This window comes from Edaphobacter sp. FHG110511_03 (genome assembly GCF_059115365.1).
On the sequence record NZ_JBZYWL010000001.1, the window covers coordinates 1 to 14,158 of the forward strand.

Below are 14,158 nucleotides of genomic sequence, written 5' to 3' on the forward strand. Positions count from 1 at the left end.
AGCCGTTCGGGCATAGGAACTATCTTCAGGATATGACATTTATAATGAAAGATCAGCGACAGATATTGCGAGAAGCAACACTAACGGGTTTTGAACCTGTGCTTGTCAATGTTAGAGTTTCTGATTTTGTAATCGAGGGTCGATGCAGGCATATTTAGTCTGGCAGCGGCGCCTCTTGGGCCGGAGACTCTGCCCTCGGTCTCAGCTAAGACGGCTTCGATAGTATCTCTCTCGCTAAGCTTTGTGGTGGACCTCTGACTCCAAGGCACAGGTGATTTCGATATCGCAACAGGACAGAATTCGAGCCAACTCTCATCGACGGTGAAAGTATCTGTCTCGCAGATAACCAACGACCGTTCGATCACATTCTGCAGCTCCCGAACGTTTCCCGGCCAGGGGTAGGACATCAACCGCTCCATGGTTGTCTTCTTTATTCTGCGGATCTTCTTTCCCATTTTCCTCGCGAATCGGTCGATGAAGGATTGGACCAGCATGGGGATGTCTTCTTTGCGTCCACGCAACGGAGGAATCTCAATCGGAAATACGTTGAGCCGATAAAAGAGATCACTTCGAAATGTGCCATCAGCAATAGCATCCTGTAAGTTGCGGTTCGTGGCAGTGATCACCCTCACATCAGTTCTAATCAGCCGATTTCCCCCGACTCGTTCAAATTCACGCTCCTGAAGGACCCGCAGAAGGGCAACCTGCGTCTCGGCCGGAAGCTCACCAACTTCGTCGAGGAAGATAGTACCTCCATCCGCCAACTCGAAGCGCCCCAGCCGCCTCTGCTGCGCTCCTGTGAACGCTCCTTTTTCATGACCGAACAGTTCCGAGGCGATCAGCGACTGTGGGATAGCCGCGCAATTTACACTCACAAAAGGCCGTTCGGACCGAAGTGAAGCTTTGTGGATGGCGCGGGCGATGAGCTCTTTCCCTGTACCAGTCTCTCCTGTAATCAGAACCGTGGAATCAGTCGGCGCAACCTTGGAGGCACGGCTGAGCACGGTTTCCAGCGCCTGAGAATTCCCCACAATCTCTTCAAACATGGAGGATTGCTTGATCTCTTCCTTCAGAGCTACGTTCTCTCTATGAAGTTCGTCCTTCAACTCTCTGATCTTCTCAAAGGCTGTCTGAAGCGCCTCTTCCGCTCGTCTGTGATCTTCAATATCAGTATTGGCTCCATACCATTTCACGATCTTTCCCGTTTCATCGCGTAACGGAAACACGCGGACGAGAAAGTAGCGATACTCACCATCAGTCCGGCGGATCCGAGCCTCAAACTGATAGGGCTTGCTGGTAGCAAGCCCCTCATCCCTGATCTTAACCACTCCCGCGATGTCATCAGGATGAATTGCAGCAAGCCATCCGTCACCAAGTGCCAGGTCGCCAATCAAACCCGTATATTCCAGCCAGCGTTGATTGACGCTCTCAACAGAGCCGTCAGCCGAATTACTCCAAACCATCGCTGGGATCGTGTCGATCACAAGGCGCAGGCGGTCTTCTGATTCCTGGCGCACCTTATAAAATCGAGCGTTTTCTATAGAAATAGCGGCCTGCGACGCCAGCAATTTCAATACCCCTACCCGATCTGGGGTGAATGCATAAGATGTCGTGGAGTTTTCGAGATAAAGCACGCCCACGACGTTCATTTGTTTCACCAGCGAGATGCACAGAATTGAACGGGCCCGCTTCTGCGCAATATAGTCGTCGGAAGAGAAGAGATTCGGAGTTAACGCGTCATCCAGGATCACTGTCTCTTGGGCCCGGATGACATACTTGAGGACTGATTCGGGAAGGTCCGAGGATATCAAGGTTCTTCCGACGAAACGGACCGTGACCCCTTCGCGGCCAGTTATTGCCTCTGCCTCGATCCTTTGCTCATCGTCTTGCGGGAGAATAAAAAGGGCTCGTTCCGCCCCGGCATGTTCAACCACGATCCTCATGAGCGTTTGGATCAATCTCTCGAAGACGATCTCGCCAGATACTGTCTGAGAAACTCTAACCACTGTTGCGAGATCCAGGTGCTCGACTGGCGACCCGATCGTGGACGTGGAACCGAGCACCCTCGGTTCTTCCCGGAGGTGCGGGTGAAGCCGGTCGAGCTGCTTCACTTTGCCATCTGCGCCCCATCGGAGATAGCACTGCCGCGCGTTTCGCAGATAAGCATGAGAGCTTGCTTGGAAGCCATGCCCAGTACAGAACCATGCAGCGTGTTCGTTGGCCAGGCCCTCGTTCTGGATGAAACTCTGCTCGCGTGCCAGTCGAATAGCGTCCTCGTATAGGCGCATTGCGTCCAATTCGCGGTGTTCCAGACGTGCGATCTCGGCAGCAACGAGCGAAGCGCGGTTTGCGAAATTCTCTGGGCAGCTCTCCGCCCATATAACGAGCTGTTCGTAATGGTTAAGGAGCGCTTCGATGTGCTCTTGGCGTCGATCAACCAGCGCAGCGTCAGAGGCCGCCGCGGCACGTGTTAGAGCGGCATAGAAATGATAATCCGCTTCTTCCAGGAACGACTTCGTAGCCCAGAGAAGATCATGAGCTTTGAGAGCCGCTTCGACTGCACCTGTGTGATCTCCGGCAAAAAATAGAGCTTGCAACTTATGAATCCAGTAGCAGCAGGCGGGAAACGATAGGTGCGGCTTTTCTGCCAAGTATCGCTCGAACCTGATCTCGTTTCCCTCTTCTTCGTCATTTAAGGCGAAATCTGGCGTTAGCCCGCGAAGGGACCGGATAAGCGCAAGCTGCCCGACGAAGCTGTCGGCGACAAGACCAAACTGCGCCTTCCTGGAGAATGTGAGACCGTACTCAGCTTCCTGTTGCACTTGACCTAGTGGAACCCCTGAAACAAGAAGGTTCGTGATCAAGTTCTTGGTGCTATAGGCAGCGAAGGTCAGGTCACCCATGCCATTGGCCGTTGTGAAGCTGCGCCGCATCCAGTCGCGGCCGGACGGTGCGTGTTTGGTCCAAGGCATAAGGAGGCCGAAACACATGTAGACACGGGCTTTGAAGCGATCCAGGCCGCGCCTGTCTACCAGATCGACGCCGAGCTTACCAAAGCGGAACCCTGTTTGGTAGTCGTTGAACCGATGTCCCAGAACAATTGGAAGACAGGCATAGGCATAGCATGATCCGTCGCAGTTGCCGTGTTCCAGACTGAGGTTTGTCATGCGAAGGAGGAGAAGATGGTGCAGATTCCCGCCAGTGAATCGGGCCGGAGGAGCGATTTCTACTAGGACGTCCATCGTTGCACGCCAATCCGGGTCGTTCATCAAGGACAAGTCGATCAGCTCTTCTATCGGCCGGTTTCCAAGCAGGTGCCACATCCGATCACATTCCCACCGAATTTCCTCGTCCGTCGGGTGCGGGGACCACTCGATGCCAATACTCTGCAGGTACTCTAGACCAACCTCTATAGCACGGTCCGACCGATCTAAAGTCGTATAGAGAGCCACACGCAAGCGCGTAACGGCAGCTCGGTCGACAAGAGTTATCGCATGGACCGCCAACGTCGACAATCTTTCTTCCGCGGCAGCCGTCTCGCCGATCAGGAATTCGCATTCGGCTCGGCTGAGTTCCATCGCGAACATGAGTGCGTAGTGGCGCTGCCAACAATCCTCTCCCAGCAAAACCACTCCGGTAGTGACATAAACTAACGATGAGCTATAGGCCGTTGCCGTTTTAGCACGATTTCCCGCAATCAAATTCAAGCCAGCTACGAGTTCACGCTCTTGTGGCGATGTTATGAGTTCAACACCACGGTTAAGTTGATTCACGATCTCGAAGATATTTTCTTCGCGCTTTTCCACTGGAGTATTTTCTGTCAACAGTCTGCCAATCCGCAGATGGATAGGGGCTTGCTCATCTTCCGGGACAAGAGCATACGCTGCTTCCTGGATCCGGTCGTGCAGGAATGCGTAAGAGTTATCTCGGCAGGAGACAAGCCCTACGTTCACAGCCTCCCAGAGCGCTGAGTGAACCTCTTCCACTGACACCCGATGGACCATACCTAGCGTTGTTGTTTCCGCACTACTTCCCAAAGACGCAAGCTGTTTTAGGACTTCCCGTGTACTTACTGACAGCCGGTTCAGTTTGGCGATCATAAGATCGACGACATTGTCCGTATAACTCTTCGCCCGAATACGTTCCAAATCCCATGACCAAGCCGCTATCTCCGGCATATATAAGATGAGGCTTTCCTCAGCCAGGGCGTTGAGAAACTGCATAGCGAAAAAAGGATTGCCCGCGGTTTTCTCATATATCAGCCCAGCCAGACGCCCAGCCCGTTCCGGGGTGCAGTTAAGCGTGTCCGCGACAAGTCGATCCGTGTCGCCGAGATCAAGGGGCGCCAATACGATCTCGTCCATTACGATTTCAGCCTCGCGAAACACCTTCAACGTGCGTACCAGCGGGTGAGTGGGGTCGACCTCGTTGTCCCGATAGGCGCCAATCAATAAAAGATGCTGTACCCCTGGTTCCGCCAAGAGATATTCCAGTAGCACAAGGGTCGCTGAATCCGTCCATTGCAAGTCGTCAAGGAAAAGTACGAGCGGATGTTCCTGTTGCGCTAGCGCGCCAAGGAACCGTCGCAGCACCCCCCGGAAACGCGTCTCCGAGTCATTACGTGCAAGGTCCGTAATAGGAGGCTGTTTCCCAATGATCAATTCCGCTTCAGGGATGAGATTCACGATGAGTTGACCGTGGCCACCCACGGCTAGCTGAAGCAGCGTACGCCAGTTAGCCAGTTCCGTATCACTCTTGCCCAGGAACCTGAGAACGAGGCTGCGGAGCGCCTGGCACAGAGTAGCGTATGGGATGTCCCTCTTGTATTGGTCGAATTTTCCGGATGCAAACAGACCGCGCGCTGGAACAAGCGCTTTCCGCAGCTCGTCGACCACCGAGGATTTGCCAATGCCTGAATATCCTGAGACGAGTACGAGCTCAGGCCTCCCAGAAGTCAAAACGCGATCAAATGCGGCGTGTAGTCTGCTGACCTCAGACTCGCGTCCATGGAGCTTCTCCGGAATAAGCAGACGGGCCGAAGTGTCGTGTGAGCCAAGTGTGAAAAGGTCAATCTTTCCGTGCGCCTCCCATTCTTCGAGACACTTCCGCAGATCCTCTTCCAATCCATTCGCAGTCTGGTATCGGTCTTCTGCATTCTTTGACATGAGCTTCGAGACGATAGCAGAGAGCACTGCTGGGATCCCATCTGTTCTCTCACTTGCCGGCACTGGATGTCTGGCAATGTGGCAATGGATCCACTCTATCGGATCAGATGCAGTAAATGGCAGCGCTCCCGTCAGCATCTCATACAGAGTTATGCCCAAGGAGTACAGATCGCTTCGGGAATCGATCGACCGGTTCATGCGGCCAGTTTGCTCAGGCGCCATGTAAGGAAGCGTTCCGCCAATCATTGGAGGAGCCTCCATAGCCTGTCGGTCGCTTACTCTGGGTGATTCACCTTCAGAACCTGCTAACCATGCGTTACCCGACACCCTATCCACCAGGATGTGTGAAGGGTTGACGTCATTGTGAAGGAGACCTTGCCTGTGGAGGTAACCCAGGGAAGACGATACTCCGATCGCGACACGCAGAAGCCGCGTTAACTCCCACGGCTCTCCAAGCGTCCCGGCAAGGAGTTCACCTGTTTGATATTCCATCAGAAGTGCCTGCTTTCCATCATGATAACTATGCGGTAACAGGGGCAAGTGTCCGGACAGCCGACTTTACGTCCATGTGACGAGAAGAGCTTCTCAAAGGACGGAACCGCACCTATCCTGATAAGACCGCCTTCTCAATCTGCTTCTATCCGCCAGCAATTCCTGTCTCCGCAGATTTTTAGTCATTGCTGTTGCTCGTTGGATTTCTTCACGAGCCTCAGTGAACTTCCCCATCGGTGAGATGTGCGACTTCAAGTCGTTGGAACTCGCGATCGTCCCGAAGCAACACGTAATCCTGCCAATCCATTGAGGAGCTTGCGGCATAGGCGTACTTTGGGCAGGAATACGATCAGCTTATTTGAGACGATCTTATGCTCTACGCTTCGAGGGAGGGCTACATCGGAAAGAAGAGGCGAGGCGCCCTGGGCGGCAGCAGCCGTTATGGCTAGAAACAGTAATGTGGTTAACCACATTAATTGGCTACCATTCAATGTAAACATAGGAAATAAATACCCACTAAATAGTGTAAAAAAAAATGGCTAGTTCGCAGTCTATCTATTCGGGCTGACGGCTGTATTGGACTGTCGGGTCAGATAAATCGACGCGAGCGCCAATAACGCCGGCATTCCCATGGCGAAGAGAGCAACTAACTGAAGTGCTGGAACACGATCAGCAGCGATGTAGCGAACTGCATACAACGCATATACCATGATAGGTAACGCCGAGAATCCTCTGTCTACAATTGCTCTTTGCTGCTTTCCATTCGAGAGAGTGCTCATCGTCCAATAAATAATGAAGGTCGTGAGTATCCAGCCAAGATAATTTTGACGGGGAACACCAAAATAGATTCCGCCCCGCTCCCATACCCATAGACCAGCCGCCGTATTCCCCGGATCCATTACCATGTCCCATGCTGTCATCACCATCGCCGCGATGAGAGCCTGCGTCGAACGTCCGAAGAGTGAATCGATATTTATTGCACGCGCTAGCACGCCCGCCACTCTCCAAGACGGATATATCATCATGAACCACGCCAGCGGGATGATTATGGGCACAGAGCCTAGTTTCGGCCCCAACATGTTGCTGTAGTGATAATGTCCATAAATAAATCCTGTGCGGACACCAACCTCCTCCATGACATAGGAAGTGAAAGCAGATATAGCAAAGAAATAAGCTGTCCTTTTTTGGCCCTCTAGAACGGCACAGTGGAGCAGAGAAAAAAGTACGAATACTATCGTAAATCCAACGTGATCTAGCTTTGGAAGATGCATCCATGGCTCAACAGTATCTGCCAGTATTAAGTACGAAGTAATAGCGAAGAACAGCCACGATATTTGTTTCAACATAGCTTCAACAAGTACTCCTATCTATTTCAGGTATGAACTTTGCGAAGCAGCTGAACCGTAGGATCTTCCATGCAGGTTTGGTGGTCCAGCCACGATGACTGGCACATCGAGTGAAGTGTAGACCAGATTCGTTCATTGCTACACGGTCCTCGACGATCTCCCCGAGATCTGGCTCACGACGCTCGCAGACGCCAACTCTTGCGCTCGAGAGAGGTTGAATGCCTGTTCCAAGAGATCTGCCGCCACTTCGAGTCCGTTTGTCTTAGCGATTGCTTCCCGCATCTTGTTGGCGTTCTGCCGATACTCGGGGTTAGTTAGAACTTCGTTGATGAGGGTCGAAAGCCTCGGAGCCGTCAACTCTTGTAACGGAACGTATGAACCCGTTTTCGTATAAGCAATCCGCGCTGCCACGCCAGGCTGGTCGGTCGAAACCGGAATCGCGACCATAGGAACCCCTAGTGCCAGACATTCAAGCGCGGTGTTGAGTCCCGCGTGCGTGATGCATAGTGCCGCACGCTTGAGAAGTTCTATCTGTGGCGCATTCTTCACGATGATGCAGTTGGCAGGTAACGAGTTGACCTTCCCGGGTTCGAGAGACTCGCCGATGGAGAGGACAAGCTGCATTCCGGGCCTTGTCCCGACCGCCTCCGCGATCGCACTGAAGGTAGATTCGAGACCGTTCTGCAGTGTTCCCATCGAGGCATAGATGAGGGGTTCACCCGTCAAGCGTTCCCATGGAAAGTTCGATTCAATCCGGCCAAGCCCGTCGTGAAGCGGGCCTGTGTAGTGAAACTGTTCGGGCCAGTGAGAACTGTTAAAGTCCAACTCCTTAGGGGTCTGGGTAATCCAAGCCAGTTTTGAGAGCGAAACGAAAGGGTCGCTCCAGTCGATATCCAATCCAACCTGCTTAGCATAATTGTGCGCTATCGACGTAGCTGGCTCATACACCTGCATGAATGCCTTGAGACCGGCCTGATTTCGGGCCAGTGCTTCCGAGGTGGTCTCACGTTGCCAATCAACGGTACAGATCGGCGTAACTGCGGAGAAGTCAAGGTGAAGAGCGTTTGAGACATGGGCATAAGGCATACCGAGCTGCATCGGGACAAGCCCGAGTCCGTAGTCTGCCTGGTCCAGGACTAATGCATCCACTTGAGCATTCCGTAAAGTCTGAGGCAAGTTCTTGAATGACGAGTTCAGACTATTGACAACCGAGCTAAGGGCGAACTCCAGGGCGGCGTGTGCCTGCAGCTTACTCAATTGATCTATAGCTTTCCGTACAGAGCCTAACGGTAAGTCTTCTTCGCAGAACGAAAGGAAAGGAAGGTTCGCCGCGGCTACGAAGGGCTCAGTATCGAGAACAGATATGAACACTACGTCATGGCCTCGAGCTTTCAGCTTGCGAGCAAGTGTGGTCATGGGTAGAGGTGTCCAGGCACACGAACTCCTAAAAATGCAATTCTCATCAAATCTCCTATTTCTGGTTAAGAGTCTGCAGAAAGATATTTCCAAACGCGCAATGAGAGTCGCGGACGTTCCGCCTGGAGGGCAACGACACGATACAAAATGCGATACACCTGAATGTTAAGGTGTATCTAAGAAAGTTCCTATGCTCGAACGGCTACACAACTAGATTGATCGGCCAAATATCTAACCGGCTGTCGCACAATCCGAGCATGGAGAAATGGAGAAACAGTATCGGACGAAGTATCCGAGCGATGCGAGCGACGGGGAGTGGGCGTTTGTCGCTCCGTCTCTGACCCCTGTGTCGAGAGGTCGCTCCGCAACGCGAGCACGCGTTACGGGAGGAGTTTAACGGCCTTTCGCTGCATCGTGCGCACCGACAACCAGTGGCGTTTCATGCCCGGCAATCTGCCGCCATGGGCAGTGGTCGATCAGACGCAGCGCCCGGTGTCCTTTAGTGATGGAGGAGGATTTGCGCTTTCTTCTACGCCAATTTGCCTGGCGCAAGCCCCATCCCACGGCTACGATTGTGGATGGCCACACCGGGCGGTCCACGTCGGAGCCGGACGCACGGGCCTGATACGACGGCGCCAAGCGACGCAAGGGCTTCGAAGGTGCATACGGCGGCACAAAATAAGATGCCGCGAGGGAGCGAAGTTAGTGCTTCGCGGGTGGAAACTCTGGCATCTGCGCGGGCGGACAGGGATTTTCGAGCCAGGTTCCGGGTGATATCGCCGGGATTCTTCAATACGTTCGGGGTGCCGATTCAAGAAGGGCGCGACTTCAACGACGCCGACAAAGACGGTTGCGAACGCGTGGTGATCATCAGTCAGAGCCTCGCCAAGTTGCTCTACCCGGGGCAGGACGCGGTGAACTGGCAAGGTCATTTGCTTCCCTATCGGTCTTTGATAAAAGACCAAACTGTTCGGACCGCTGCCATCGGAGAGAACAAACGGCTTAGGCACGCCCTTGCCGTAGTCAAAGTTAAACAGGACCAGAAGCAGGCCGTGAAGATCATGAATAATAGTGAGAAAATCGGCTACAAGAAGCGCCCGCATGCTGTCTGCGGTCCCGATTGTGCACCCGATATCATGTCGTTCGCTCTTTGAAGACACGCATTGTCATACCGCACAGTATCCGGAACTATTCCGATATGGGGCTCATGAAGCGTCCCATGGAAGAAGCATATGCCCTGCCCACTTAGATATATTGAGCAACGTTAAACGAGTCAACGAATGTGAACCACTCGAAAGGTCAGACGCTTACCGCTTTCCATGTGATGACAACTATCAGAATGCAAACTTTGCAGCTAACTGAACAAGTCTAGGAGCAGCCGCCCTGACGATTGTTCCAAACGCTGGATCTTGCTTCTGTCCATCAACAGCCGCAGGGCCAAAGAATTGGGCATGATTAAATACATTAAAACCCTCGAACCTAAGGTCTAGAGACGTGGAGTCATGGAAGCGGATACTCTTTTGCAGACTCGCATCGTAATTGTCGATCCCAGGACCGTAGAAGATGCGTCGCTGCGCGTTCCCTAGTTGACCGAGGATCTCATCGGGAAAGCTTGCAGTATTGAATGCCGGCTTCCCATTGCGGGCATTTCTGTTGATCCGTAAATCTCCCGGGATATATTTCGGCGTGTCGATGAGGAAGTTGTTCGCACCATTACCCAGCGTTCCGAGCAATGAGTTGTCGGAAAGTGTAACGGGAAGGCCGCTTGCGAATCGAGTGGTGCCGGAGAGACTCCAATCGCTTGTCCATCGGTTTGTTTGGTGCAATAGCCATTTTGAATGGCAGTGCAATGTTGTATGTAGCAGCGAAGTCATGTTTCATGTCATACGCTGAGATCGCGCGGGGGTGTCGTGGATTGACGGGATCGAGTTGCTCTCCAAGATTCGAGCCCTGATCGATCGATTTCGAATACGTATAGCTGAGAAGAAACGACGAACCCGTGTGTTGGTATTTCAACGTTGTTTGCAAGGCATTGTAGTTGGAGTTCGCAATGGACTTATCTGCGGTGTTATTGCCATAAGCCGAGCCTTGCCCAACACGGGTTCCTTGTATGGTTTGCCCGCTCGCGTTGGTATAGGTCCCGTCCTCTCAGAAGGGGCCACATCCTGGAAGAGATAAGCACAATGCGGGATCACCGACATTTACCGAAACGAGTGTGAGCAGACGATGCTGCGCGTGACCTCTCGTTGGATCGAAAGCATATAGTTGTTGATGTATGGAACCCGATTGCGATAGTAAAAGAATGGGTCTGCTGCAATCGGTGTGAAGTTCGACCAATCTACGTCATTGTCCGGATTGGACTGTGAGACGTTATGGGGTGGAAATGGAAACGGAAACCGCTGGCTATTATCGAAACCTGTCGCAGTTGTAATGAATGGGGTTGCAAGTAGTGGAGGGGCTGGGCTGAGATAGTTATAGCCGAATGGGGGAACTGCATACATGATGCCGGCGGAGAGACCGGGAAAAGCAGTGTAGAAGATTCCGTAGCTAGCGAATGCTGCTCTTCCCCGATTCACCGAAGAGCAGTTTTCCGATCACGTTCTCCAGATGCGGCGCATAGGCTAGTCCAATGCGAGGCGCAAAGTTTCTGAAGCTCGTAGGAGCGAGAGTCTGCGGGACACCCGGATCTCCGGCTACGACAAAGCCTGGAGGAGCGCCCGGATAGAGAACAGATTGTTGGCCGGGGATATAGGTCTCAAGTTGATGATTCTTTTCAGACCACGGTTCAATGATGTCCCAACGCAAGCCTGCATTGAAAGTAAGACAGCTGCCGACGCGCCAGCTGTCCTGGCCGAAGAAGCCGAGATAGTGATTGCGCAGATAGAATGGCTGACCAGACGATTGCGTGAAGTTGCTGGGAGTGCCGAGAAAGAGATCGGCATAAGCTGAGCCGGTTTCGGTTCCGTTAATGTTGAAGGTTCCGTTGAAGGTTGCATTCGGATGTTCATTGACCTGATCTTCATGGAACTGCGCACCTACCTTGAGGGTATGCGAGTCGAGCGCCATTGAGAAGCCATCGCTAGCATAGAAGGTATTATTCACCTGCGTCAGGTTGGTGATGGGAACACCCATGACGAATGTAGGGAACGTGACGTTCTCAACTCCTTCGAATTGCGCGGCCTGCACAAAGATACCGGAGGTTCCCGCTCCTGTAGTAAAACCCTGCGACGCAAGCGTGACGCCAAGACCTCCTTTCGGCTGACCAATCACGTTCGCATACCGAAGATAGCCCGCATTGAACTCATTCACCGAATTCGCACCGACGACTTTCGTATCCGAGAAGGAGAACAGCTGTGCGCGACCGATGGTGAGAGCGTCAAAGCCTGGGATTGAGGCTCCGCCCTGCGCGCCAGGATAGGGGTTGTCGAGCGTGTAGTCGTCCGCGAAGTAGTATCCCGAGATCCGGCCAAGGCGGGTGTCAGCGTCGAGTCGGAACGAACCTTTGTCATCCCGATTTGTCTGCGCGAAGGCTGAGCTGGAAAACTGTGTCGCATTTACGTTGGGCTTGGGAATGTACTGCAGAAGAGATCGGCCAGGCGCTGACCAGGCAGCTTGCGGTATAACCCCGCCTGGAAAGACGCTGCCGTAGGCCTCGCCAGAGGATACGGCGTAACCAAGTTTTTGAGAAAGCAGCGAGGCTAGATAAGGGCCGCTTACATTGCCGGTAAGCTCCCCGGCAAAGTTGCCAGAGCGCTCGTCCAGGGTCGGCACCGAGATGTTACCTGCGGAGACGCCTTGTGTCTTGCGAGTTCCCTGATAGTCGGAAAAGAAGAGGAGATTAGCTCGCATAATAGGACCGCCAACCGGTCCGCCGAGTGCGACGCCGAACTGATCTTGCTTAAATTCCGGGCGAGTGAGATCAAAGTACCCTCTCGCGTCGAGCGCCGTATTACGGAAGAACTCGAAAACCTTTCCATGAAGTTGGCCGCTACCCGATTTGGTCACAACCGTGACCATGCCTCCGTTGTAGTTGCCATACTCCGGATCGAAGTTGTTGGTCAAAACTCGGAATTGTTCAATAGAGTCGAGGTCTGGGACGACTGAGGTTCCTCCGTTCATGTGCTCCCGGACATCTACACCGTTCACTATGAAGCCGTTGGAGGATTCCCTCTGACCGTTGATCGACACGTTCCCAGGAGAGATGCCACCTGTAACTCCTGCCATAATGACAGCGTTCGGAAGCAACGTTGAGATGGGTGAAACCCCAGGCTGGATCGAAAGCAGATCGGTGTAGCTTCTTCCGTTTAGCGGTAGCGCTGTCATCTGATCACGCGAGACGACCTCTCCAAGATGAGTTGCCGCAGTTTCAACCTGAATACCCGTCTCGGTGCTAACTGTCACAGTATCGGATAAATTACCGATCGTGAGAACTACATCCACGCGGATAACCGAGTCGGTGTCCACGTTTAGGTTGGTTTTTCGTTGCGGAGAGAACCCGTCCACGGAGATAGTCAAATCGTAGTGTCCGATCGATAGGTTCGGAAAGGAATAGAGACCCTGAGCGTTTGTTACAGTCTGGTAGGTTGTCTGTTGGCCGGTATTTGACCAGCTTGAGACCTGCTCCATGGACAACCGCACCACTGGGGTCGGTCACCATGCCTGAGATGCTTCCACCAGTTGCTGCCGAAAGTCTAACTGTCAGAGTAAGGCAGAAGAGAAAGCTGATGGATGCGAGAACTCGCCGGGCTAAACCGAATGAGACCTCGAACTTCAAGAACCGCATATGCACCTCAAATCGCAGGAACGACGAGGCAGGATGGCTCCGGATAGATGAGCGATCAGCCCCGTTTCCTCGCGGGGTAGAATCACAAAACTCATCTCAGGTAGGTCTCCTGACTTACAGGCAAGCTTATGCTGCCAGCTCTAAAAACTTTCGCCTTCCCCGATCATCGAGTGGCTTGTGAAAGTCCGTTCCTGATTACAGTGGCGGGACCGTGCCGGACTTGCACCGGCTTCCCTGTTATGTCCTTGCGGACACCCAAGATGCGTTATTCATCCTAGGCTATCACGATTACAATTGCGGTCTTGTCGACAGAGAGTTGCGTTGCACTAGCATCTCTCATCGCGAATCAATCGATCCAATTGCGCACGACACGGAGCGGATGGAAATGTGGAAATCACAAAGCCGATTTCGCAAATCTCCACCGCACGACGACGAGGCTATACTGACATTTCTAATTTCAGGTTCGAGCTAATGCCTCTTCGTTTTATGCATGCACGTGATGGCTCTGGAGCCAATGAGGTTGGCGCGTGAGGCCGGCGGATCAAAACCCTGTTCATGATGCCTACTATTAATGGCTACGAGGCAACGCAGGACTGTGGCCTATTGCGCCTACGGAATCATCCCGCAATCAAACATTTTGTTTGCAATCGGCGCGGCGATCTTGTTGATGAAGGTGGTCCGTAGTTGTGGATCGCTCTTCAGGAATGCGATGGCCTTCTGCTCTTCCGCAGACGGTTGCGTCTTTGCCGCCTTTTGCTCTTTCAACTGCGCGCAGGGAGTAGTCTCGTACTTCTGAATCACTTTTGCTGCTACTTTATCCAGAATCGGGTGCTGTTCCTGAGCGAGCATTCCGCTGGTATGAGCCGATGCGAACGTCAAAACCACAAGAACCGCGATGCTGAGGAAATGAATGAGCTTCACCATACAGTTCACCTTTTTCATTTGAATTTTTGAAG

Annotated in this window: 9 protein-coding genes and 1 riboswitch; of the genes, 1 reads left to right on the top strand and 8 read right to left on the bottom strand. The window is 52.9% G+C overall.

Features of this window, described 5'->3' with window-relative positions; genetic code table 11:
* Positions 1–80: 80 nt before the first annotated feature.
* From AC5S26_RS00005 to AC5S26_RS00015, 3 genes are all read right to left on the bottom strand, one after another.
* Entirely contained in the window at positions 81–5,705 is a 5,625-nt protein-coding gene (locus AC5S26_RS00005; protein ID WP_494182790.1) for a sigma 54-interacting transcriptional regulator, read from the bottom strand.
* A 503-nt stretch (positions 5,706–6,208) separates the two neighbouring features.
* Positions 6,209–7,003, bottom strand: a complete 795-nt coding sequence (locus AC5S26_RS00010; protein ID WP_494182791.1) for a carotenoid biosynthesis protein — start codon at positions 7,001–7,003, stop codon at positions 6,209–6,211.
* A gap of 138 nt (positions 7,004–7,141) precedes the next feature.
* Positions 7,142–8,260, bottom strand: coding sequence for a glycosyltransferase (locus AC5S26_RS00015; protein ID WP_494182792.1), 1,119 nt, complete (start codon positions 8,258–8,260; stop codon positions 7,142–7,144).
* 737 nt (positions 8,261–8,997) lie between these two features.
* On the opposite strand from AC5S26_RS00015, the gene AC5S26_RS00020 reads away from it, so the two are divergent.
* Positions 8,998–9,573, top strand: a complete 576-nt coding sequence (locus AC5S26_RS00020) for an ABC transporter permease (protein ID WP_494182793.1) — start codon at positions 8,998–9,000, stop codon at positions 9,571–9,573.
* Between the two features lie 180 nt (positions 9,574–9,753).
* Here the strand turns inward: AC5S26_RS00020 and AC5S26_RS00025 are convergent, their stop codons facing one another.
* The 5 genes from AC5S26_RS00025 to AC5S26_RS00045 all read right to left on the bottom strand — a co-directional run bounded on the left by AC5S26_RS00025 (position 9,754) and on the right by AC5S26_RS00045 (position 14,126).
* Positions 9,754–10,245: an outer membrane beta-barrel protein gene (locus tag AC5S26_RS00025; RefSeq protein ID WP_494182794.1), complete on the bottom strand. Its 492-nt coding sequence runs from the start codon at positions 10,243–10,245 to the stop codon at positions 9,754–9,756.
* A complete protein-coding gene (locus AC5S26_RS00030; RefSeq protein WP_494184585.1) occupies positions 10,133–10,531 on the bottom strand; it encodes an outer membrane beta-barrel protein in 399 nt (132 codons plus the stop codon). Before AC5S26_RS00030 ends, AC5S26_RS00025 begins: the two co-directional genes overlap by 113 nt.
* An 89-nt stretch (positions 10,532–10,620) precedes the next feature.
* Positions 10,621–10,995 carry a hypothetical protein gene (locus AC5S26_RS00035; protein ID WP_494182795.1) on the bottom strand — a complete coding sequence of 125 codons (375 nt, stop codon included), beginning with the start codon at positions 10,993–10,995 and terminating at the stop codon, positions 10,621–10,623.
* Positions 10,967–13,045, bottom strand: a complete 2,079-nt coding sequence (locus AC5S26_RS00040; RefSeq protein WP_494182796.1) for a carboxypeptidase-like regulatory domain-containing protein — start codon at positions 13,043–13,045, stop codon at positions 10,967–10,969. Before AC5S26_RS00040 ends, AC5S26_RS00035 begins: the two co-directional genes overlap by 29 nt.
* 239 nt (positions 13,046–13,284) lie before the next feature.
* Positions 13,285–13,476: riboswitch (cobalamin riboswitch) on the bottom strand.
* Positions 13,477–13,811: 335 nt separating this feature from the next.
* The gene (locus AC5S26_RS00045; RefSeq protein ID WP_494182797.1) at positions 13,812–14,126 is read right to left on the bottom strand and encodes a hypothetical protein; all 315 of its coding nucleotides are present in this window, start codon (positions 14,124–14,126) and stop codon (positions 13,812–13,814) included.
* Positions 14,127–14,158 lie beyond the last annotated feature (32 nt).